The following is a 22755-nucleotide window of genomic DNA, read 5'->3' on the forward strand; positions in this document are numbered from 1 at the left end:
ACCGCCCGGCAAGGGGCGATCTCTCCGTTTGCCCGATTACTCCGTGTGGCTGGAGTCAGCTGCAGCCGCTGGTCGAGCCGCAGCCCTCACAGATGTAGCAGCTGCCTGCCCGCTGCATCTTCGTGCCGCACGAGAAGCACAGCGGCGCGTCCGCGCTGATGCCGAGCTGCATCTCGACGAGCTCCGCCGAGGTGTGCGCCTGCTTCAGCTCCGGGACGGCCTCCACCTTGGGAGCGGGGACCGACTTCGGCGTCTCGGTCTGGCGCGGAGCGGACTGGGCCAGGCCCTCGACGTCCATGTCGTCGTCCTCCATGGACGGCTCGTACGAGCCGGTGTCCAGGTGACGCTGACGCTCCTCGGCCGAGTGGATGCCGAGTGCCGAACGCGTCTCGAACGGCAGGAAGTCGAGCGCCAGGCGACGGAAGATGTAGTCGACGATCGACTGCGCCATCCGCACGTCCGGGTCGTCCGTCATGCCGGCCGGCTCGAAGCGCATGTTGGTGAACTTCGAGACGTACGTCTCCAGCGGAACGCCGTACTGCAGACCGACCGAGACGGCGATCGAGAAGGCGTCCATCATGCCCGCGAGGGTCGAGCCCTGCTTGGACATCTTCAGGAAGACCTCGCCGAGACCGTCGTCCGGGTAGGAGTTGGCGGTCATGTAGCCCTCGGCGCCACCCACCGTGAAGGAGGTGGTGATCCCCGGACGGCCCTTCGGGAGGCGCTTGCGGACCGGACGGTACTCGACGACTTTCTCGACCGCGGCCCGGATCGTCTCCTCGGCCTTCTCCGTGACCTCCGCCTTGACGTCCTTCTTCTTGGCGGAGAGGGGCTGGCCGACCTTGCAGTTGTCGCGGTAGATCGCGAGCGCCTTGACGCCCATCTTCCACGCCTCGAAGTAGACCTCTTCGACGTCCTCGACGGTGGCCGTCTCCGGCAGGTTCACCGTCTTGGAGAGCGCGCCGGAGATCCACGGCTGGATGGCCGCCATCATGCGGACGTGACCCATCGCGGAGATGGAACGCTCGCCCATCGCGCAGTCGAAGACCTCGTAGTGCTCGGCCTTCAGGCCGGGAGCGTCGATCACATTGCCGTGCTCGGCGATGTGGGCGACGATCGCCTCGATCTGCTCCTCCTGGTAGCCCAGGCGGCGCAGGGCCTGCGGGACGGTGCCATTGACGATCTGCATCGAGCCGCCGCCGACGAGCTTCTTGAACTTGACCAGCGCGAGGTCGGGCTCAAGACCCGTGGTGTCGCAGGACATCGCGAGACCGATGGTGCCGGTGGGCGCGATGACCGAGGCCTGCGAGTTGCGGAAGCCGTTCTTCGCGCCGAGGCGGATGACGTCCTGCCAGGCTTCCGTGGCCGCCGCCCAGACCGGGTTGTCCAGGTCGTCCATGTGGACGGCCACAGTGTTGGCGTCGGCGTGCTGCTTCATGACGCGCTGGTGCGGCTCGGCGTTGCGAGCGTAGCCGTCGTACGGGCCGACGACCGCGGCCAGTTCGGCGGAGCGCTTGTACGACGTGGCCGTCATCAGCGAGGTGATGGCGCCGGCGAGCGCGCGGCCGCCGTCGCTGTCGTACGCGTGGCCGGTCGCCATCAGCAGGGCGCCCAGGTTGGCGTAACCGATGCCCAGCTGACGGTAGGCGCGAGTGTTCTCGCCGATCTTCTGGGTCGGGAAGTCCGCGAAGCAGATGGAGATGTCCATCGCGGTGATGACCAGCTCGACGACCTTGGCGAAGCGCTCGGACTCGAAGGACTGGTTGCCCTTGCCGTCGTCCTTGAGGAACTTCATCAGGTTCAGCGAGGCCAGGTTGCACGAGGTGTTGTCCAGGTGCATGTACTCACTGCACGGGTTCGAGCCGTTGATCCGGCCGGACTCCGGGCAGGTGTGCCAGTGGTTGATCGTGTCGTCGTACTGGATGCCCGGGTCGGCGCACGCCCAGGCCGCCTCGGCCATCTTGCGGAAGAGGGACTTGGCCTCGACCTCTTCGATGACGTCGCCGGTCATCCGGGCGCGCAGCCCGAACTTGCCGCCGGACTCCACGGCCTTCATGAACTCGTCGTTCACGCGCACCGAGTTGTTGGCGTTCTGGTACTGGACGGACGTGATGTCGTCGCCGCCCAGGTCCATGTCGAAGCCCGCGTCGCGCAGGGCGCGGATCTTCTCCTCTTCCTTCACCTTGGTCTCGATGAAGTTCTCGATGTCGGGGTGGTCGACGTCGAGGATGACCATCTTGGCCGCGCGGCGCGTGGCGCCACCCGACTTGATCGTTCCTGCGGACGCGTCGGCGCCGCGCATGAAGGAGACCGGGCCGGAGGCGTTGCCGCCGGAGGAGAGGAGCTCCTTGGAGGAACGGATACGGGAGAGGTTCAGGCCGGCGCCGGAGCCGCCCTTGAAGATCATGCCCTCTTCCTTGTACCAGTCGAGGATCGACTCCATGGAGTCGTCGACGGCCAGGATGAAGCAGGCCGAGACCTGCTGCGGCTGGGGCGTACCGACGTTGAACCAGACCGGCGAGTTGAAGCTGAAGACCTGGTGCAGGAGGGCGTAGGCCAGCTCGTGCTCGAAGATCTCGGCGTCCGCGGGAGAGGCGAAGTAGTTGTAGTCCTCACCGGCCTTCCGGTACGTCTTCACGATCCGGTCGATCAGCTGACGCAGACCGGTCTCGCGCTGCGGAGTACCGACGGCCCCGCGGAAATACTTGCTGGTAACGATGTTGACCGCGTTCACCGACCAGAAGTCGGGGAACTCGACGCCACGCTGCTCGAAATTGACCGAGCCGTCGCGCCAATTGGTCATGACGACGTCACGACGCTCCCAGACCACCTCGTCGTACGGATGCACGCCGGGCGTGGTGTGGATGCGCTCGATACGCAGACCCTTGCTCGCCTTGGTTCCCTTGGTACGGGAACCTCGCGCCGGGCCGCTCGCCGTCTCTGTCATGCCGCCTCCCATATACGTACAAAAACGCTCTGACGTGCCCAGTTCTTCCCGGGGCACGTGGTGTGTCTGATGTTCCGGACGTCCCAAACAGCGGCCGGAACAGGTCTGGTTTTTCCGCCGATCGGTCAGTCGGCGGCAGCGGCGGGCACGGGGACCTCAGGGGTCGCGCCGGGCCCGCAGCCACAGTCACTTGCTGGCGGCCGCTCTTCGCGGAGCTCCGCGATGGCAGCCTCAAAGTCTTCGAGCGAATCGAACGCCCGGTACACGGATGCGAAGCGCAGGTACGCGACAAGATCGAGTTCCTGCAGCGGGCCGAGTATGGCCAGCCCCACGTCGTGGGTGGTCAGCTCGGCGCTTCCGGTGGAGCGCACTGCCTCTTCGACCCGCTGGCCGAGCTTGGCGAGGGCGTCCTCGGTTACCGGCCTGCCCTGGCATGCCTTGCGCACGCCGGAAATGACCTTGGTGCGACTGAAGGGCTCGGTGACTCCGCTGCGCTTGATCACCATCAGTGAGGCGGTCTCCACCGTGGTGAAACGGCGGGAGCAGTCGGGGCACTGACGGCGCCTGCGGATCGACGTTCCGTCGTCGGTGGTGCGACTGTCGACGACGCGACTGTCGGGGTGCCTGCAGAAGGGGCAGTGCATGGTCCCAACCCTCCTTCACAGCACGACTGAATGGCCTCGGCCGACCCCACCGGGGGCCACTCCGAAGCAGCCCCAAGCATAGGGGATCCTGAGGCTCCTGATGGCACTGGGGAACCACATGTGGGCGGCTGCGGTCATGTGACCACTAGATCTTGGGTCTGCGCGCTTTTGACTCTCCGCGCGTGTCGCGACCCTCGCCGCACGGCGACACGCTGATGACACCCCCGCCACCCCTCGGCTCAGCCGCGAAGGTTACCGTAATGGCCCGAATTGCCATTCGGCTCAAAACGGACCCCCATACACCCCACTGCGCGTTCGAGAAAGGCATTCTGCGCTTTTTCACTCGAACGTGTGTTTGGCGCAACCTTTCGAAAGCAACTACCGTTGTCCAACCAGGGAGAGAACATCTCGAGAGGGGCCGACGTGACCACCACCGCTGACAGTGCAACTATCGCTGCCCAGAACCGCTCCCAGAGCCGACTCGAGCCGGTGCATGCAATGAATGAACCAGCTACAAGCCCGGAGGGCCCCAAGCCCTCACGCTCGCTGCCCGGCCGGCCTCCAGGGATCCGGGCGGATAGCTCCGGCCTCACCGATCGGCAGCGCCGTGTCATCGAGGTCATCAGGGACTCTGTGCAACGGCGGGGTTACCCGCCGTCCATGCGCGAGATCGGTCAGGCGGTGGGCCTCTCCAGCACCTCTTCCGTGGCCCATCAGCTGATGGCCCTCGAACGCAAGGGTTTCCTGCGCCGTGACCCGCACCGCCCCCGGGCGTACGAGGTGCGGGGCTCGGACCAGCCGAGCTCACAGCCCACCGACACTGCGGGCAAGCCCGCGGCGTCGTACGTCCCGCTGGTCGGCCGGATCGCGGCCGGCGGCCCGATCCTCGCCGAGGAGTCGGTCGAGGACGTCTTTCCGCTCCCCCGGCAGCTCGTGGGCGACGGCGAACTGTTCGTCCTCAAGGTCGTCGGTGACTCGATGATCGAGGCGGCGATCTGCGACGGCGACTGGGTGACGGTACGCCGCCAGCCGGTCGCGGAGAACGGCGACATCGTGGCCGCGATGCTGGACGGCGAGGCAACGGTGAAGCGGTTCAAGCGCGAGGACGGCCATGTGTGGCTGCTCCCGCACAACGCCGCCTACCAGCCGATCCCCGGCGACGAGGCCACCATCCTCGGCAAGGTGGTGGCGGTGCTGCGGCGGGTGTGACGTGCCGCCGGTCAATGACCGAGCCCCGGGACCTCTGCGCCGGTCCCGGGGCTCCTGCCTGTGCGGCTTGAGAAGGTCGGGCCCTACCGGCCGTCGGCCGTGGCTGCGGCGTCGATGGCGGCCAGTGAGCGGCGTACCTGGTTACGGTCCGTGGTGTACCAGAAGTCGGGCAGCGAAGCCCGCAGGTAGCTGCCGTAACGGGCATTGGCCAGCCTCGGGTCGAGCACTGCGACGACACCGCGGTCGCCCGTGGCCCGTACGAGCCGGCCCGCGCCCTGAGCCATCAGCAGCGCCGCGTGCGTCGCGGCGACGGCCATGAAGCCATTGCCTCCGGCCTCCTCGACCGCCTTCTGGCGGGCGCTCATAAGCGGGTCGTCGGGCCGGGGAAACGGGATCCGGTCCATGACGACAAGCTGGCAGCTCGGCCCCGGAACATCGACGCCCTGCCAGAGGGAGAGCGTGCCGAACAGGCAGGTCTTCGGGTCGGCCGCGAAGGACTTGATCAGCTCGCCCAGGGTCTCCTCGCCCTGGAGCAGGATCGGCATGTCGAGCCTGCCGCGCAGCTCCTCGGCCGCCGCCTGGGCGGCCCGCATGGAGGAGAACAGGCCCAGCGTGCGCCCTCCTGCGGCCTCGACCAGTTCGGCTAGTTCGTCCATCATGTCGCCGCGTGAACCCTCGCGACCGGGCGTGGCCAGCTGTCGAGCGACGTACAGGATTCCCTGCTTGGGGTAGTCGAAGGGGGAGCCGACGTCCAGGCCCTTCCAGACCGGGATGTCCTCCCCTTCGGTGCCCTCCGGAGCGAGACCTAGCGAAGCGCCCACCCCGTTGAAGTCCCCGCCGAGCTTGAGCGTGGCAGAGGTGAGGACGACGGAACGGTCGCTGAACAGCTTCTCGCGCAGCAGACCCGATACAGACAGCGGAGCGACGCGCAGGGAAGCGCCGAAACGGTCGTGACGCTCGTACCAGACGACGTCGTACTCGGAACCGTTGGAGATCCGCTCGGCGACGCTGTGAATGGTCTCGACGGCGGCGAGGGCCTGCTTTCGCACGGCGTCCTCGTCCTGGACGGACTTGTCGCGGGTCGACCCGAGGGCCGAGATGACGTTGCGGGCCGCGTCGCGGAGCGACATGAGGGCGTACCCGAGGTCCTCCGGGATCTCCTCCAGGCGGCCGGGGAGGGCGAGCTCCATCAGCCGCTCGAAGGACTCTGCGGCTGTCTGCAGGGCGTCCGCGGCCTTTTCGTTGACGAGCTTCGCCGCCCGCCGGACGGCGCGGTTGACCTGGCCGGGGGTGAGCTCGCCGGTCGCGACGCCGGTGACCCTGGAGACCAGTTCGTGCGCCTCGTCGACGATCAGCACTTCGTGCTGCGGGAGCACCGGAGCACCCTCGATGGCGTCGATTGCGAGGAGGGCGTGGTTGGTGACGATGACATCGGCGAGCTTGGCCCGCTCCCGGGCCGCCTCGGCGAAGCACTCCGCCCCGTACGCACATTTCGTCGCGCCGAGGCACTCGCGGGAGGAGACGGAGACCTGGCCCCAGGCACGGTCGGAGACGCCGGGGGTGAGGTCGTCGCGGTCGCCCGTCTCGGTCTCGTCCGCCCAGTCCCGCATGCGCAGCAGGTCCTTGCCGAGCTTGCTCGTCGGCGCCGCCGCTTCGAACTGGTCGAACAGGCCGTCCTCCTCTTCCTGCGGCACGCCCTCGTGGAGCCGGTGCAGGCAGAGGTAATTGGAACGCCCCTTGAGCATGGCGAACTGCGGGCGACGGCGCAGCAGCGGATGCAGCGCGTCGACCGTACGCGGAAGATCACGCTCCACGAGCTGACGCTGCAGGGCCAGGGTCGCAGTGGCCACCACGACGCGCTCGCCGTGCGCCAGGGCGGGCACCAGATAGCCGAGAGACTTTCCGGTGCCCGTGCCGGCCTGGACGAGCAGGTGGGCGTTGTCGTCGATGGCTCCGGCCACGGCCTCGGTCATGCTGACCTGGCCGGGCCGCTCCGTGCCGCCGACTGCGGTGACGGCGGCATGGAGGAGCTCGGGGAGAGAGGGCTTCGTCATAGCTCGACCAGCCTACGGGGCCCCACTGACAACGCGGATCACAACCGGGGAGCGCATCAGGAGAGCTGGAGGGGGTTGGGGACCGTACCGTGCACCGCGGCGTGCGGGCGACTGGGGCGGTCTCGGTAGCCGTCGAGGTGCAGCCGGTTGCGGTTGAGGCAGAGGCGCTCGATCCGCGGGGTGAGCAGGTCGAAGATCTCGTAACGGTCCTTGAGCTCCGGGAAGCGTGCCTGGTGCCGCAGAATTTCGGCCCGTACAAGGGACCAGAATTCGCTTTCCGGTACTCCCATTTGCTCCTCGCAGAGGGGGGCGAGATAGCGGAAGACGCCGACGAACAGACCGGAATGGATGAACTGGGTGAGGAAGGCGGGGGGCTCGGTGAGCAGGATCTCCCTTACGTCCTCGGGCATGGAGTCGTGCTCGGGCAGCTTGTGCGCGCTGACGTTGACGTCGTCGACGAAGTCCTTGATCGCGAGGCGCACGGGGACGTCCTTGTCGTCGAAGACAACGATGGCGTTCTCTCCGTGCGGGGAGAAGACGGTCCCGTAGCGGTAGAGGAAGTGCAGCAGCGGGGGCAGCAGAGCGGCGAAGAGATGGCGGAGCCAGACGGCGGGCGGAAGGCCCGAGCGGGAGACGAGTTCCGTGGTGAAGGCACGCCCTTCGGGGTCCGTGTGAAGCAGGGAGGCCAAGGTGCGGGCGCGCTCGTCGGGGGCCAGGCGTCCGGTGAGCGGTTCTCGCCAGATCGCACCCAGTAGTTCCTTGTACTGGTACGGAACCTCGGGAAGGCCGTCGTACAGGGGGTGCTCGACGGTGACGGAGGCGACCTCGCCGAGCAGGATCACTTCGCATTCGTCACGGAGGAAGGGGTCACCGTCGCGCACTGCGTGCACCCACGCGGTGACGGCGGGGGCCGCCAGGGTGCGCTCGGTCGGCAGGCCGCGCCAGACCAGTGTGTTGAGGATGGCGAGTGGCAGCTTGACCGTGTGCCGATCGGGTCGGCTCGTGTTGAGGAACGTACGGATGGACTGTTGCGGCAGCCGCACGTCGCCGTCGGTGGGGAGCGGGACGATCGCGCCCTGTGCGACGGCGGGCGCGAAGAGCGGCAGGATCACCTCGTCCCACTGCCAGGGGTGCACCGGAAGGTAGAGATACCGCTCGGGGGCCAGGCCGCGGGCACGCAGGGCGGCGGCGAACGAGTCGCGGGTGGGGGCGTCGAGCTCGCGCGCGTAGAGGCGCTCGGGCTTGGCAAGTAAGGGAACCCCGCGGTAGGCGGCGAGGTCGGTGCTGACCGCGATCCAGGGCAGCATGGTGGGCGTACGGGCCTCGGGGGCCCAGCGGGATGTGTCGGTGGCGGAGAAGCCCTGGCGGCCCTTGCTGAGGACGAGCCAGGGGTGGCCGGTCTGGTGGCCTTCGAGTTCCGCGTAGTCCAGGTCGGCGAGGCGCGCTGCCGAGAGGGCGGTGTGGTCGAGGCGTGCGTCGGCGGCCAGGGTGGCGGTCAGCTCGCGGATGAGGTGGCCGAGGGTGGCGCCGTCGAGGCCGAGGAGGCGGCGGGCGCGGACGAGGAATCCGAGGGGGTCGCCGAAGGGGTGGGCGATGGCGTCGGCGGAGTGGTCGCGGAGCTCGATCGTGTCTGGGTCTACGTGCCAGCTGCCGTAGGCGGTGCGCCTGGCGCGGAAGGAGAGGGTGCTGTCGTCGTCGAGCGGGAGGGTGTAGTGCTCAGCGGCGGCCGCGCAGTCTTCCGATGCGGGTGCGGCCGGCTCAACGGGTTGTGGGACCGGCTCGATGATCTCCTCGTACGCGAACTCGCCGAGCATCTTGGCGAGGAGGCGGCGTGCGGCCAGGTCCCAGGTGCCCGGGTTCAGCTCGGGCGGGTCGAGCAGCGGCAGCGGGTCCTCGAAGTCATTGGCGGCGGCGGGCTTCTGCACGGGGACTCCTTGGGGTGGAACCCATTCGGGGCGAACGGTGTATGAGAAGTAGCGGGTCGTTCACAGCAGATTACGGAGTGCGCGGTCGCGGACCATGAGTGCGGCTTGCTTGTCGGGGAGGTCGAGTTCCGCGGAGAAGCGGAAGCCGGCCCTGAGGAAGGCGGATACGGAGGGGGTGTTGCGGATGTCCGGTTCGGCGACGACGCGTGCGCAAGTGGGACGACTGTCGAGTACGAGGTCGGCGACGGCTCTGAGGAGGGTGGTGCCGACACCACGGCCGCGGTCCAGGACGCCGCCGAGGAGCAGGTGGATACCAGTGTCGTGGGGGCGGGCCGGATAGTGGCGGGCCAGCGGGTCGAGGTCGGCCCGGTAGATCTCCCAATAGCTCATGGGTACGCCGCCCAGCACGCCCAGGCAGGGTGCGCTGCGCCCGTCGCCGTCCAGCTGGAGGCGCAGATGGGCGGCGGTGACGTCCTCGGGGCCTTCAAGTTCCCAGAACGCGGCGACGGCCGGGTCGTTCATCCACCGGGTGATGAGTGGCAGGTCCCGCCCGATGCGTACGGGCACCAGCTGGAAGACGCCGACCGCGGTCGTGACGGGGCCCCAGTCGGCGGGGGCGTCGAGGAGGTCGTCGCAGTCGAGCCGCGGGCCGGTCTCCGGGCCGTCGTCGCCGAGCAGCGCGACGAGCTCGTCGGGCAGCCGCAGGTCCAGGGTGTCCTCGGCGCCTGATCCGGCGCCAGGAGCGGAGTTCGTTCCGGCGTCGGTGCTCGCATCGGTGGGAGGCACGGCGACGCTCCTCTCAGCAGTTCGGGCGGTCATGTTCCTTCAGTTGCGAAGGGGGTTGGCGATGGTGACGTAGACGGACTGGGTGTCGACCGGGCCGACCAGCTCGTCGAGGCCGTGCAGCCGGGTCAGCAGGTTGGCCTTGCAGCGAAGGGTGGGGGTCTCCAGGAGTTGTGCGGGCAGTGAGGATCCGAGGCCGGTGTTCTTCCCGAGGAACTGGCGGAGTGCGGCGATCAGGACGCGTTCGTCGGCCAGGTGCTGGGCGCCGAACGCCCCGATCAGGCCCAGGATGTTGTTGATGCCGAGGTAGTAGGCGAAGCGTTCGTCGGTGACGGCGTCGGTGACGAAGGTGTCGCTGGTGGCGCCGAGGCCGGGCAGGCGGCGTTCGAGGCCGGCGCGGTGGGACTCGCGGAAGTAGTAGCCCTGGTTGTCGCGGTAGCGGCCGCCCATGGGCCAGCCATCCGTGTCGAGGAGGACCAGGGTGTTCTGCTGATGGGCCTCCAGTGCGATCCCGGCGGTGCCGTCCAGCCAGAGAACCGGACGGACGACGTGGTCGAGGTAGCGCAGGAACCACTCGGCGGCGACGGCTCCGGTGGGCCGGCCGGTGCGGGCCGCGAGACTGGCGACCAGGTCGGCGAGGCGGGAGTGCATGCCGGTGCGACCCGGCCAGGGCCTCGGGGCGGTGAGGGCGGCGATGCAGACGGCGTCGTCGCCGGGGCCGAACGGGTTGTGGCGCACCAGAGCGTCGAGGCCGGGTACCGGTTCGCCGTCCGCCGTATCGACGGCGAGCCAGGCCGGGTCGCGGACGATGTCGAAGCCGGGGTGGGCGGCCTGCCACTGCTCGGCGAGCCCGCCGCGCAGCAGCCGGTGGACCTCGACGCCGCGGTGGAGTTCCTTGCGGAGATTTTCACGACGGGAGTTGGTGATGCGTACGCCGAGCGAGAGCTTGAGCATGACGGGCGAGCCGGGGCGGTGCACGGTGCGGACTGAGGAGGTGGGGTGCCACGGGGCGCCGTGAGGGCCGAGGTCGTGGAGAAGGCCTTCCTCCAGGAGCGCGGCGACTGCCAGGCGGTGGGTGAGCTCGCGGGCCTGCCAGGGGTGCAGGGGCAGTGGCACGGTGTCGTCGGGCAGTTGGAGCCCCTCGGCCAGGCGGACGGTGAGCTGCTCGACCGGGACGGTGCGGCCGCGCTCGGTCCAGGCCGAGTCCTTGGCGAGTACGGACCGGTCGACAGCCATCCAGTGCAGCGGGAAGGAGCCGTACAACTCGGGTGAGTAGAGACGCGCTTCGGACTCCGAGAGTCCTTCACGGCTCTTGGGCGTGGGATGCAGGGGGTGCCCGAGGACGAGGGACTGCTCCGCGCTGAGGAAGAGGTCTGCCTTTTCGGGGGGACCGGGTCGGTGGCGGCGGTCGGCGATGAATTCGGCGGTGCGCCGCACCGAGTCGGCGACCCGGCCGACCAGGTCCGCTCCTTCCCGCGTGCCTCCTTCGCGGCCGAGGAGGGCGGCGACCGTGACGGCGTCGGCGGGGGTTGCGCCGTGCGGCCCGCCTTCGAGAGCCGGCATGCCGAAGCGGTGCCATCCGGTGGCCGACCAGTAGTTGACGGGTACGAGCAGTGCGGTGCCGCTGGCGTCGAGCGGGATGCGCAGGGTCGCGCCTTCGGGCTTGGCGAGGTCGTTCTCCCGGACCCAGCAGCGCAGCAGATTCTCGACGGCTGCCGCGTCCGCCGCGGTGTGCGGGTCGGGGTGCCCGAGGAGGTCCGTTGTGGCGGCCGAGGGTCGTGTGGCGGGACCGGGGGCACGCTCGCCGTGGCCTGCCCCGCCCTGGCGGGGGACGGTGACCTGCTCGACGGCGAGGCAGCCGTGTGTACCGCCCGCCCCCTGGTCGTGGGCGGTGAGACGGCCGTCGGCCTCGGACGCATCGGATGCGGGAGTGGGGTTCACGGGGTCTTCCTTGTGATGGTGTCCGGGGTCAGTGCGGCAGTCCGGCCCGTCGGCCGGTGGCGCAGGGAGCGCTCCGCGGCCGAAAGGGCGTCGGCCAGGCGGTCGATGACCGCCGTGGCCTGTTCATCGGTGAGGGTGAGGGGAGGCAGCAGGCGTACGACGGCGGCGTGGCGCCCGCCGAGTTCGACGATGAGTCCGCGGTCCAGGCACTCCTGCTGGACAGCGGCGGCGAGTGCAGGTGCGGCCGGCGGTACGCCCGTGGACTTGGGCTCCAGCGCATCGGGGTCGACGAGTTCGATACCGATCATCAGTCCCCGGCCGCGTACGTTCCCGATGCAGGGATGGTCGGCGGCCAGGCCCTGCAGCTGGCCGAGCATGCGCGCGCCGAGGAGGGCGGCGCGCTCCGAGAGCCGGTTCTCGCGTACGTACGCCAGCGTAGCGGCGCCGGCCGCCATGGCGAGCTGATTGCCGCGGAACGTACCGGCGTGGGCGCCCGGTTCCCAGGCGTCGAGGTCGGAGCGGTAGACCACCACGGCCAGTGGGAGGCTCCCGCCGATGGCCTTGGACAGGACCATCACGTCGGGCACGATCCCGCTGTGTTCGACCGCCCAGAAGGCGCCGGTCCTGCCGACCCCGGTCTGCACCTCGTCGGCGATCAGCGGGATGGAGCGTTGAGCCGTGATCTCGCGCATCCTCCGCATCCAGGCGTCCGGCGCGGGGATCACGCCGCCCTCCCCCTGTACCGGTTCGAGGATCATCCCGGCCGGGGAGGGCACCCCGCCCTTCGGGTCGTCGAGGAGGTTCTCGGTCCAGCGGGCGGACAGTTCGGCGCCGCGTTCGCCGCCCACTCCGTAGGGGCACCGGTAGTCGTACGGATAGGGCAGGCGCGTCACCCGTACGTCCTGCGCACCGCCCGAGGCGTCGAGCGCGCCCGCCGTCATGCCGTGGTACGCGCCGGTGAAGGACAGCAGTCCGCTGCGCCCGGTGGCGGTGCGTACGAGCTTGAGCGCCGCCTCCACCGCGTCCGTTCCGGCGGGACCACAGAACTGCACCCTTGCGTTGTCGGAGAGTTGGCGCGGCAGTGTCGCGAAGAGCTCGGTAGTGAAGGCGTCCTTGACCGGTGTGGCGAGGTCCAGCACATGCAGCGGCGCCCCGGAATCGATGACCTTCTTGATCGCTTCCAGGACCACCGGATGGTTGTGCCCGAGTGCCAGAGTGCCCGCCCCGGAGAGGCAGTCGAGGTAGCGGCGCCCATCCGCTCCCTCGATCGTCAGGCCCCGCGCGCGCACAGGCACGATGGGCAGCGAGCGCGCGTACGTACGGGCCGCAGATTCGCGCAGCGACTGGCGCCGCAGGATGCCCTCGTGAGCAGCGGGCAGCACCGCAGCGCCAGGTTCAATCACGGCCACGTCTTCTGGTCCTCCCGCGGTGACGGTTCCGTTGCAGTTCGTTGTAAGTCCGTTGCCCTGCCGGGCGAACGCTGAGCCTGTGTCCCCCGTACGTACCAACGACGCCGACGGCTGAGGATCACGGGCAATCAGAAGATCCTTACGTCGGGGGAACCACAGCCCTGCCGCATGCCGTCCCCATCGGCACCGGCATAGTGGGGTCCGGCCTTCGGCCCGGAGCTCTGCCGCCGGACCGGAAGCCGTGTTCAAAGAGTTCGCTGAAAAGTTTTCGAAGTCCCAGGGGGATCACGACATGCGACCCATTCGCCCGACCTTCGCAGCACGTGGTGGGAGGAGTGCGCGTCGCCGAACCTCTCCTGTGCTGGCTGCTGTCGGCCTCACCGCCGCCCTTGCCCTGACCGCCACCGCGTGCGGTCCGAGCGAAGACAACGCGGGCGGCGACCCGACCGCCTCCGTGAGCCAGTCCGCCGACAACAAGATCACCATCCCGGACGACCTGAAGGACCGGCTCAAGGAGCACGGGGTCGACCTGGACAAGTGGAAGAACGGCGCCTGGAAGGACTGGAGCAAGGACGACTGGCTCCGCGAGGCCGAGGACTACATCAACCCGATCATCGAGGACCTGTGGGACAAGGACCGGATGCGGGACGCGGAGCAGCCGGACAAGCCGGTGGACAACGACATTTCCGGTGACGAGGGCGTCACCGACCCGACACCGGCCCCCGTCCAGGCGCAGCCCGTGAAGACCCCCTACCGCGAGAATGCTCCCGAGTCCGGGAAGGTCTTCTTCGACGGCCCCGAGGGATCGATGGTCTGCTCGGCGACCGTCATCAAGGACCCGGCCCACCCCGGCAAGTCCAACATGGTGTGGACCGCCGGGCATTGCGTGCACGCCGGCAAGAAGGGCGGCTGGTACCGCAACATCGCCTTCGTCCCGTCGTACAACGACAACGGGAAGGCGGCCGCGGAGATCGAGGGCGCACCCAAGAACGAGATCACTCCGCACGGTGTGTGGTGGGGCGACTGGGCGCAGACCTCCGATCAGTGGATCGCCCAGGGCGGCCCGACCGGCGGCGAGGGTGCTCCGTACGACTTCGCGGTGCTGCACGTCACCCCGGAGAAGGGCAACGGCAAGTCTCTTGAAGAGACAGTCGGTTCGGCGCTTCCGGTGGAGTTCAACGCCCCGGCCGCCCCGGAGATCAACAGCATGACGGCGACCGGCTACCCGGCCGCCCCGCCCTTCGACGGGCAGAAGAAGTTCCAGTGCGCCGACAAGCCGGGCCGCCTGTCCATCAAGGCCGGTGACCCGACGATGCACCGCATCGGCTGCACCATGACCGGCGGTTCTTCCGGCGGCGGCTGGACGGCTCTGGGCCAGGACGGCAAGCCTGCCCTGGTGTCCAACACATCGATCGGCCCCGTGGAGGCCGGCTGGCTGGCCGGTCCGCGACTCGGCAAGGAAGCCAAGGGGATCTACGACTCGGTCAGCGACAAGTTCGCCAACCGGTAGGAAATCGCCTGCAGGGTGACCGTAGGTCAGGGGCCTTCGGCAGACGCGCCGGAGGCCCTCACCTTGGGCGTCAATATGGCATGTTCAAGACATCATTTGTGCACTACAAGGGGACAATTTCCATGCGATCCATACGTCCGCTGCTGGCCGCAACCGGCATCGCCGCGGCCCTCGCGCTGACGGCCACTGCCTGCGGTCCCGGCGAGGACAAGGCGGCGGACGCCGCCGCCGACAAGCCCGCCGCCTCAATGCCCGCCGGGGGCAACGACGGTGCCATTCCCGCGGACCTGGCCGACAGGCTCAAGGAACAGGGAATCGACGTCGACAAGTGGAAGGACGGCGGCTGGAAGAACTGGGACAAGAAGGAGTGGCTGCGCGAGGCCAAGGACTTCGTCAACCCGGTCATCGAGGGCCTCTGGAAGCCCGAGCGGATGAAGACGGCGAAGGACCCTGCGAAGACGATGGCCGCCGGTGACGCCTCCGGTGGTCAGGGCGTCTCCGACCCGGAGCCCCGCCCCGTGAAGGCCGAGCGGGAAAAGACCCCGTACCACGACCACGCGGCCCCGGTCGGCAAGGTCTTCTTCGACTCCCCCAAGGGCTCGATGGTCTGCTCCGCGACCGTCATCAAGGACCCGAAGAACCCGGGCAAGTCCAACCTCGTGTGGACCGCCGGACACTGCGTCCACGCGGGCCAGGGCGGCGGCTGGTACCGCAACATCGCCTTCGTCCCGTCGTACAACGACCTGGGCAAGTCCCCTGCCGCGCTGGAGAACGCCCAGCAGCACGAGATCTCCCCGTACGGCATCTACTGGGCCGACTGGGTCTCCACCTCCGGTGAGTGGATCAACGACGGCGGTCCGACGGGCGGCGAGGGTGCTCCGTACGACTACGCCGTCATGCATGTGAAGCCGGAGAAGGGCGGCAAGTCCCTCGAGGAGACCGTAGGCAATGCCCTGCCGGTCAACTTCGACGCTCCCGACACCAAGCGGATCAGCGCGATGGGCGCCTGGGGCTACCCGGCCGCGCCCCCGTACGACGGCCTGATCATGCACAAGTGCGTGGACCGTCCGACCCGCCTGTCGATCAGCCCCGCCACGCCCACGATGCACCGCATCGGCTGCAGCATGACCGGTGGCTCCTCCGGCGGCGGCTGGTTCGCCACTCAGCCGGACGGCAAGCTGGCTCTGGTCTCCAACACCTCGATCGGCCCGGTCACTTCGGGCTGGCTCGCGGGTCCGCGCCTGGGCAAGGGAGCCGAGCAGATCTTCACCGCGATGAGCGAGAAGTACGGCAGCAAGTAGCAGCCGCGCAACGCATCGCGCGCCGCACAGCCCGAAGGCCCGCCCCCTCACAACGAGGGGGCGGGCCTTCGGCCTTGCTCAGTTCTCAGCCGGCCACCGGCACATACGGCGCCAGCTCTGCCGCCAGCTCCTCGTGCACGCGCACCTTGACCAGTGTGCCCTCCGGGGTGTGCTCCTCGGAGATCATCTCGCCTTCGGCGTGCGCCCGCGAGACAAGACCGCCGCGCGTGTACGGCACGAGTGCCTCGATCTCGACCTCGGGCCTGGGCAGTTCGGAGTCGATCAGGGCCAGCAGCTCCGCCATGCCCGCGCCCGTACGGGCCGACACCGCGATCGCGTGCCGCTCGATGCGCAGCAGTCGCTGCAGTACGAGCGGATCTGCCGCGTCCGCCTTGTTGATCACCACGATCTCGGGCACGTCCGTCGCGCCGACATCACGGATCACTTCCCGTACGGCCGCCAGCTGCTCGTCCGGCGCCGGGTGCGAACCGTCCACCACGTGCAGGATGAGGTCGGAGTCGCCGACCTCCTCCATCGTGGAGCGGAACGCCTCGACGAGGTGGTGCGGCAGGTGCCGTACGAACCCGACGGTGTCCGCGAGCGTGTAGATCCGCCCGCTAGGTGTCTCCGCACGGCGCACGGTCGGGTCGAGGGTGGCGAACAGCGCGTTCTCCACCAGCACGCCCGCGCCCGTAAGCCGGTTGAGCAGGGACGACTTGCCCGCGTTCGTGTATCCGGCGATCGCGACCGAGGGCACCTTGTTGCGCTTGCGCTCCTGCCGCTTGATGTCGCGGCCCGTCTTCATCTCCGCGATCTCCCGGCGCATCTTCGCCATCTTCTCGCGGATCCGCCGACGGTCCGTCTCGATCTTGGTCTCACCGGGACCACGGGTTGCCATGCCGCCACCGCCGCCGGAACCGGCGCCACCCATCTGACGGGACAGCGACTGACCCCAGCCGCGCAGTCGCGGCAGCATGTACTGCATCTGCGCGAGCGCGACCTGTGCCTTGCCCTCTCGGGACTTGGCGTGCTGGGCGAAGATGTCCAGGATCAGTGCGGTGCGGTCGACCACCTTGACCTTGACGACGTCTTCGAGATGAATGAGCTGGCCGGGGCTGAGCTCACCGTCGCAGACGACGGTGTCGGCCCCGGTTTCGAGGACGATGTCGCGCAGCTCCTGTGCCTTGCCCGAGCCGATGTACGTGGCCGGGTCCGGCTTGTCACGACGCTGGATCACACCGTCGAGCACCAGGGCACCCGCCGTCTCGGCGAGCGCGGCCAGCTCCGCGAGGGAGTTGTCCGCGTCCTGCACGGTCCCCGAGGTCCAGACGCCGACCAGCACCACACGCTCCAGGCGCAGCTGCCGGTACTCGACCTCTGTGACGTCCTCGAGCTCGGTGGAGAGGCCGGCCACGCGTCGCAGCGCGGCGCGCTCCGAGCGCTCGTACTGCTCGCCGTCCCGCTCCCCGTCGATCTCGTGGCTCCAGGCGACGTCCTCTTCCATCAGGGCATCGGCCCGAAGGCTCTCGGTCAGGTTCTCCGTGAAGCTCTGCGCGTCCTTGGAAGGGGAAGAAGAGGAGGTCATTGGATCCTTACGTCGATAGGGTCAATAGAAAAGTCCGTTACAGCAGTCACAACGCGTGACGAGCCCGGAAGATTCCCGAAGAGTTCCGAGGTCTCCCGCACCACCGTCCCGGCCGCGCTGCCGACCCGTTGATAGTGGCACGGTGCGCCCCGGGCCGTCACTCCGGTTTTCCGTGCGGCGTCAGCCCTTCGCGGGCGCCGGCCCGCTCCGCCATTCCGGGTGACCCGGCATCGGCGGCGTCTTCTCTCCGTACAGCCACTTCTGGAAGAACCCGGACAGGTCCCGCCCGGCGAGCCGGGAGGCCAGCCCCATGAAGTCGCGCGTTGTCGCGGTGGCGTCACTGTGGTCACGGACCCACTGCCGCTCCAGCTGCCCGAAGGCGTCCTCCCCGATCTCCTGGCGCAGTGCGTAGAGCACCAAGGCGCTGCCGTCGTAGACGACCGGCCGGAAGAGGCTGATCTTCTGGCCGGGGGCGGGGGGCTTGGGTGCGGCGGGCGGGCCGGCGTCCGCCCGCCACCCGTCCGACTGCATGTACGCGCTGCGCATCCTCGCCTCCAGTGACCGCCCCGCGTGCTCCTGGGAGTACAGGGTCTCGTACCAGGAGGCGTGTCCTTCGCTGAGCCACAGGTCGGACCAGGTGCGCGGCGAGACGCTGTTGCCGAACCACTGGTGCGCCAGCTCGTGCACCATGATCGATTCGACGTACCAGGCCGGGAACCCGCGACGGGTGAACAGTGACCGTTCGAAGAGCGACAGCGTCTGTGTCTCCAGCTCGAAGCCGGTCTCCGCGTCGGCCACGAGCAGGCCGTACGTCTCGAAGGGATAGCGGCCGACCTGCCGCTCCATCCACTCCACCTGTCCCGGTGTCTTCTTCAGCCACGGTTCGAGCAGCTCGCGGTCCGCCGTCGGCACCACATCCCGTACGGGCAGCCCGTGCGGCCCGTTCCTGTGCACCACGGTCGAGCGGCCGAGAGAGACCTGGGCGAGTTCGGTGGCCATGGGGTGGCCGGTCCGGTACGCCCAGGTGGTACGGCCGGACGCGTTTACTGGCTCCCCTGCCGGCAGGCCGTTGGCCACTGCCGTGATGCCCTTGGGGGCGGTGACACGGAAGGTGAAGTACGCCTTGTCGGCAGGGTGGTCATTGCACGGAAAGACGCGGTGGGCGGCGTCGGCCTGGTTGGCCATGGCCAGACCGTCGCGGGTGCGCACCCAGCCGCTGTCCTCGCCCCTCTTGGCGGCCGGGTCGCTGGTGTGCTTCACCGTGATCGACAGGGGCCCGGACCGCCGCACCGGTTCGGCGGGTGTGACGACCAGGTCCTCACCCGTGGAGGTGAAGTCTGCGCGGTCTCCGTTCACCTCGACCGACGTGACTGTGCCGCGCGCGAAGTCGAGGTTGACCCGGTCGAGGCGTTCCTTGGCAAGGGCATCGATTTTCGTGACGGCGTCCAGCGGCTTGCTGTTGCTGCCGCCGTACGTGAAGGCAATGTCGTACGAGAGGACGTCGTAGCCGGGGTTTCCCAGGTGCGGGAAGAGCGGATCGCCGATGCCGAGCGGCACAGGCGGGGGCAGAGTCGCGGCGATGAGGGCGGCCGATGCGCCGGTCAGCAGGGCGCCACGCAGGCGCCGGGATGTAAGTAGCATGAATTACCGCTACCAACATGCGCCGCACCGAACGCGAGGCGTTCATCGCACCCACCCGAAAGAGCGGTGCGTTCGATCAAGCCGTCGCGGGATGCTGAGCGCGGCTCACGTCGTACACACCGGGCACCTCTCGCATCGCGCGCATAAGCCCCGGGAGGCCTCCCGCGTCCGGGAGTTGGAGTGTGTATGTGTGCCTGACGCGCTGCTCGCTCGGCGGTTCGACGGTGGCCGAGACGACGGCCGCACCGGCCGTGGCGATGGCCTCGGTCAGATCGGCGAGGAGCCGGGGCCGTCCGAACGACTCGGCGACCAGGGTGACCCGGCAGTCGCCCGTGGCCAGCCAGCGCACCCCGACGCGCTCCCGCCCCCGGGCCTCCATCCGGCCCACCGCCGGGCACTCCTCCCGGTGCACCGTGACGACGCCGCCGCGCACGGCGAAGCCGGTGACGGCGTCGGGTGGTACGGGCGTACAGCAGCCCGCGAGCCGTACGGTCGCGTCCGGCAGGTCCACGACGGCGTTCTCGACAGCCGGGCGCCCCGAATGGGCGACGGGCGGCGCAGGCGCGGCGGTTCCTCCCGCGGTCCGGGGCTCCGTCGGCTGCCCGCCGGAGGTGCGGACTTCGCTCTCCGGGTGGGTGGCGAGCCAGCCGGTGATGGGGATCCGCGCGGCGGGCGTACGGGCGTGGTCGAGCCAGTCGGGCGAGGGACCTGAGCCGCTGTCGTGGGCGAGCAGCAGCTGCACCGTGTCACCGTCGCTGAGGACGGTGCTGAGCGTCGCCAGGCGGCCGTTGACGCGCGCGCCGATGCAGCCGTGCGCCGCCTCGCCGTACTGCGCGTACGCCGCGTCCACACAGCTCGCACCGGCCGGCAGCCCCAGCGTGCCGCCGTCCGAGCGGAACACGGTGATCTCCCCGTCCTGCGCCAGGTCCGCCCGCAGCGATGTCCAGAAGGTGTCCGGGTCGGGTGTGGACTCCTGCCACTCCAGCAGCCGGGAGAGCCAGCCCGGACGGGTGGGGTCGGCGCGCTCGCCCTCGACGGCGGGCTCGGGGCCCTCGGTCGGCGCGTACGGATTGCCGAGGGCTACGACGCCCGCCTCCGCCACCTTGTGCATCTGGTGCGTACGGATGAGGATTTCGGCGACCTGGCCGTCCGGGCTCGCGACCGCTGTGTGCAGCGACTGGTAGAGGTTGAATTTGGGCGTCGCGATGAAGTCCTTGAATTCGGAGATCACCGGTGTGAAGCAGGTGTGCAGTTCGCCGAGTACGCCGTAGCAGTCGGCGTCCTCTCCGACGAGGACCAGCAGGCGGCCGAAGTCCGTGCCGCGCAGTTCACCGCGTTTGAGCCTGACGCGGTGCACGGAGACGAAGTGCCGTGGCCTGACGAGCACTTCGGCCGCCAGGTCAGCGTCCCGCAGTACGTCTCTGACCTCCTCCGCGATGACGCCCAGGGGGTCCCCCTCGGTGGTGTCGGCGGCGATGAGGGCGCGGGTGTTCTCGTACTCCTCGGGGTGGAGGATCGCGAAGACGAGGTCTTCCAGCTCGGTCTTGAGGGCCTGTACGCCGAGGCGCTCGGCAAGGGGGATCAGGACGTCGCGGGTGACCTTGGCGATGCGGGCCTGCTTCTCGGGGCGCATGACGCCGAGAGTGCGCATGTTGTGCAGGCGGTCGGCGAGTTTGATGGACATGACCCGGACGTCGTTGCCGGTCGCCACGAGCATCTTGCGGAAGGTCTCGGGCTCGGCGGCAGCGCCGTAGTCGACCTTTTCGAGTTTCGTCACGCCGTCGACGAGGAAGCAGACCTCTTCGCCGAATTGTGTCCGCACTTGATCGAGCGTCACATCGGTGTCTTCGACGGTGTCGTGGAGGAGTGCCGCGGTCAGTGTGGTGGTCTCGGCGCCGAGTTCGGCGAGGATCAGCGTCACGGCAAGCGGGTGCGTGATGTACGGCTCGCCGCTCTTGCGCATCTGTCCCCGGTGCGAGGACTCCGCCAGTACGTACGCCCTGCGCAGGATGGTGAGATCGGCGTCGGGGTGGTGGGCGCGGTGGGCTTCCGCGACATGGCCGATGGCGTCGGGCAGCCGGTCCCGCGATGTGGGCCCGAGGGCGACACGGCCGAGCCTGCGGATGTCGATCCTGGCGCGAGCGCGCCTGCGGCTGGGGGCACCAGGATTGGTGGCCTCTGCACTCATGGGGCACCTCCGGGCAGCGTCGACCGGAGGCGGACGGGTGGACCCGCGTCCCCAGCCGGTGCTTGATGCTACCGAGCCCACCACGCGCTGCAGTCCCGCTCTCGCTCAGCGTGAACCGGATCACCCATTCGAGCGAAGCTCTATGCGACACCCGTTTCCTGAGCTGTTTCCTACCGGGCGGTGGCGAGCCAGTCGGGGTCGATCGTGCCGTGGGCCACGATCACGGCCGGGCCGGTCATCTCGATGGCTCCGTCGGGGTGCTCGGTGATCACCAGGCGCCCGCCGGGGACGTCCACGGTGTACGCCACGGGGGTGCCGGTGGCGGAGGGGTCGGCTCCGTCCCGGCGGGCCGCCGCGACGGCGACGGCGCAGGTGCCCGTACCGCAGGATCGGGTTTCGCCGGAGCCGCGCTCGTGCACGCGCATCGCGACGTGGCGGGGGCCGCGGTCGACGACGAACTCGACGTTGACACCCTCCGGATAGGCCGAGGCGGGGGTGAAGGACGGTGCGGTGAACAGGTCGCCCGCGTGCTCCAGGTCGTCGACGAAGGCAACAGCGTGCGGATTGCCCATGTTCACGTTGAGGGCGGGCCACTCGCGGGCCCCGACGGAGACCGTGACGTCGCCTTCCGGGAGCACGGCCCGGCCCATGGAAACGGTGATCTCGCCGCCCGCGTCCGGCTTGGCGATGTGGACCCGCTTGATGCCGCCCCTGGTCGCGACCGCCAGGTCGCCCTCGCCGGCGAGGCCTGCGCGCTGCAGGTAGCGGGCGAAGACGCGGACGCCGTTGCCGCACATCTCGGCGATCGAGCCGTCGGCGTTGCGGTAGTCCATGAACCACTCCGCCGCGTCGGCCATCGACTGCGCCTCGGGGTGCGCGGCGGACCGTACGACATGCAGCAGACCGTCGCCGCCGATGCCGGCCCTGCGGTCGCAGAGTCTCGCGACGAGAGACGCGGGCAGGTCGACGGTGTTGTCCGGGTCCGGGACGATCACGAAGTCGTTCTCGGTCCCGTGGCCCTTGAGGAAAGCGATCGGCGAAGTGCTCACGGCGTCAATCGTACGGGGCGGGTACGACAGCCGGTCGGCCGGTGAGGCCGTCAGCGGGGCAGCCGGTGCGTGGCAGCCGGTCAGCGGAGCCGGGCCACGCGCCAGACGGCCAGCGCGACAAGCCCCGCGCCCACGGCGACGTACAGCGCGATCATCCGCCAGTCGGAGCGCTTGCCCGAGTCCTTGGACGGCAGGCCCGGCCAGGTGTGTCCGACGCGGCGGGCGGCCATCATGCCCCAGCCCGCGGCACAGCAGCTGATCAGCAGTCCCAGCATGGCGACGACCGCTCCGCCGTCGCCGAATTCGAAGGCGAGCGGGAAGGCGAACATCAGGGAGCCCATCGCGGCGAGTCCCACGATCGGCGCGAGCTGCCAGATCCGCAGACGTCGCTGCGGTCGCAGTTCGACCTCGACCTCGGCACCCGGATCGGTCCCGGCCGCCACGTCCTGCTCGTCCGGCCCGTCGGGGCTCAACCGGTCCGGATCTTCCTGTGCTCTGTCACGAGGGCCGGCTTCCATCGCCACGCGCCCTCCCAACTTGGACTCCACTGGTCGATCGAAGCTTGATGA

The 22755-nt window shown here is 69.2% G+C and carries 15 protein-coding genes; 3 read left to right on the top strand and 12 right to left on the bottom strand.

Annotated features, from left to right (window positions below; translation table 11 throughout):
* Positions 1–55 precede the first annotated feature (55 nt).
* The gene (locus tag J7I98_RS36100; protein WP_214929291.1) at positions 56–2947 is read right to left on the bottom strand and encodes a vitamin B12-dependent ribonucleotide reductase; all 2892 of its coding nucleotides are present in this window, start codon (positions 2945–2947) and stop codon (positions 56–58) included.
* Positions 2948–3072: 125 nt separating this feature from the next.
* Positions 3073–3591, bottom strand: coding sequence for a transcriptional regulator NrdR (gene nrdR / locus J7I98_RS36105; RefSeq protein WP_214929292.1), 519 nt, complete (start codon positions 3589–3591; stop codon positions 3073–3075).
* 423 nt (positions 3592–4014) lie between these two features.
* On the opposite strand from nrdR, the gene lexA reads away from it, so the two are divergent.
* The gene (lexA, locus tag J7I98_RS36110; RefSeq protein ID WP_214929293.1) at positions 4015–4800 is read left to right on the top strand and encodes a transcriptional repressor LexA; all 786 of its coding nucleotides are present in this window, start codon (positions 4015–4017) and stop codon (positions 4798–4800) included.
* A gap of 83 nt (positions 4801–4883) precedes the next feature.
* Here lexA and J7I98_RS36115 read toward each other — a convergent pair whose 3' ends face one another.
* The 5 genes from J7I98_RS36115 to J7I98_RS36135 are packed head-to-tail and all read right to left on the bottom strand — an operon-like array spanning position 4884 to position 12912.
* Positions 4884–6854 (bottom strand): ATP-dependent DNA helicase, encoded by a 1971-nt coding sequence (locus J7I98_RS36115; protein WP_214929294.1) that lies wholly within the window; start codon positions 6852–6854, stop codon positions 4884–4886.
* A gap of 56 nt (positions 6855–6910) precedes the next feature.
* Complete coding sequence (locus J7I98_RS36120; protein WP_214929295.1) at positions 6911–8779, bottom strand: IucA/IucC family siderophore biosynthesis protein; 1869 nt, start codon at positions 8777–8779, stop codon at positions 6911–6913.
* Positions 8780–8839: 60 nt separating this feature from the next.
* Positions 8840–9565 carry a GNAT family N-acetyltransferase gene (locus tag J7I98_RS36125; protein ID WP_214929296.1) on the bottom strand — a complete coding sequence of 242 codons (726 nt, stop codon included), beginning with the start codon at positions 9563–9565 and terminating at the stop codon, positions 8840–8842.
* 39 nt (positions 9566–9604) lie between these two features.
* Positions 9605–11503: an IucA/IucC family siderophore biosynthesis protein gene (locus tag J7I98_RS36130; protein ID WP_214929297.1), complete on the bottom strand. Its 1899-nt coding sequence runs from the start codon at positions 11501–11503 to the stop codon at positions 9605–9607.
* Entirely contained in the window at positions 11500–12912 is a 1413-nt protein-coding gene (locus J7I98_RS36135; RefSeq protein WP_214929298.1) for a diaminobutyrate--2-oxoglutarate transaminase family protein, read from the bottom strand. Before J7I98_RS36135 ends, J7I98_RS36130 begins: the two co-directional genes overlap by 4 nt.
* Before the next feature lie 292 nt (positions 12913–13204).
* Here J7I98_RS36135 and J7I98_RS36140 point away from each other — a divergent pair, with 292 nt between their 5' ends.
* Positions 13205–14422: a serine protease gene (locus J7I98_RS36140; protein WP_214929299.1), complete on the top strand. Its 1218-nt coding sequence runs from the start codon at positions 13205–13207 to the stop codon at positions 14420–14422.
* Between the two features lie 122 nt (positions 14423–14544).
* On the top strand, positions 14545–15723 hold the full coding sequence (locus J7I98_RS36145) for a serine protease (RefSeq protein ID WP_214929300.1): 1179 nt from the start codon (positions 14545–14547) through the stop codon (positions 15721–15723).
* An 85-nt stretch (positions 15724–15808) separates the two neighbouring features.
* Here J7I98_RS36145 and hflX read toward each other — a convergent pair whose 3' ends face one another.
* From hflX to J7I98_RS36170, 5 genes are all read right to left on the bottom strand, one after another.
* Positions 15809–17308: a GTPase HflX gene (hflX, locus tag J7I98_RS36150; RefSeq protein WP_214929301.1), complete on the bottom strand. Its 1500-nt coding sequence runs from the start codon at positions 17306–17308 to the stop codon at positions 15809–15811.
* Between the two features lie 180 nt (positions 17309–17488).
* Positions 17489–18949 carry a M1 family metallopeptidase gene (locus J7I98_RS36155; protein ID WP_214929302.1) on the bottom strand — a complete coding sequence of 487 codons (1461 nt, stop codon included), beginning with the start codon at positions 18947–18949 and terminating at the stop codon, positions 17489–17491.
* A gap of 76 nt (positions 18950–19025) precedes the next feature.
* Positions 19026–21137, bottom strand: a complete 2112-nt coding sequence (locus J7I98_RS36160; RefSeq protein WP_214929303.1) for a bifunctional (p)ppGpp synthetase/guanosine-3',5'-bis(diphosphate) 3'-pyrophosphohydrolase — start codon at positions 21135–21137, stop codon at positions 19026–19028.
* 170 nt (positions 21138–21307) lie between these two features.
* Positions 21308–22186: a diaminopimelate epimerase gene (gene dapF / locus J7I98_RS36165; protein WP_214929304.1), complete on the bottom strand. Its 879-nt coding sequence runs from the start codon at positions 22184–22186 to the stop codon at positions 21308–21310.
* An 80-nt stretch (positions 22187–22266) separates the two neighbouring features.
* Positions 22267–22704, bottom strand: a complete 438-nt coding sequence (locus tag J7I98_RS36170) for a hypothetical protein (protein WP_214929343.1) — start codon at positions 22702–22704, stop codon at positions 22267–22269.
* Between the last annotated feature and the right edge of the window lie 51 nt (positions 22705–22755).

This window comes from Streptomyces sp. ISL-98 (genome assembly GCF_018614055.1).
GTDB lineage: Bacteria > Actinomycetota > Actinomycetes > Streptomycetales > Streptomycetaceae > Streptomyces > Streptomyces spiramyceticus.

Excerpts from the sequence above, each read along its gene's own strand:
- J7I98_RS36100 (WP_214929291.1), bottom strand. The coding sequence starts at position 2,947 with ATGACAGAGACGGCGAGCGGCCCGGCGCGAGGTTCCCGTACCAAGGGA.
- nrdR (WP_214929292.1), bottom strand. The coding sequence starts at position 3,591 with ATGCACTGCCCCTTCTGCAGGCACCCCGACAGTCGCGTCGTCGACAGT.
- J7I98_RS36115 (WP_214929294.1), bottom strand. The coding sequence starts at position 6,854 with ATGACGAAGCCCTCTCTCCCCGAGCTCCTCCATGCCGCCGTCACCGCA.
- J7I98_RS36140 (WP_214929299.1), top strand. The coding sequence starts at position 13,205 with ATGCGACCCATTCGCCCGACCTTCGCAGCACGTGGTGGGAGGAGTGCG.
- J7I98_RS36145 (WP_214929300.1), top strand. The coding sequence starts at position 14,545 with ATGCGATCCATACGTCCGCTGCTGGCCGCAACCGGCATCGCCGCGGCC.
- hflX (WP_214929301.1), bottom strand. The coding sequence starts at position 17,308 with ATGACCTCCTCTTCTTCCCCTTCCAAGGACGCGCAGAGCTTCACGGAG.
- J7I98_RS36155 (WP_214929302.1), bottom strand. The coding sequence starts at position 18,949 with ATGCTACTTACATCCCGGCGCCTGCGTGGCGCCCTGCTGACCGGCGCA.
- J7I98_RS36160 (WP_214929303.1), bottom strand. The coding sequence starts at position 21,137 with ATGAGTGCAGAGGCCACCAATCCTGGTGCCCCCAGCCGCAGGCGCGCT.
- J7I98_RS36170 (WP_214929343.1), bottom strand. The coding sequence starts at position 22,704 with ATGGAAGCCGGCCCTCGTGACAGAGCACAGGAAGATCCGGACCGGTTG.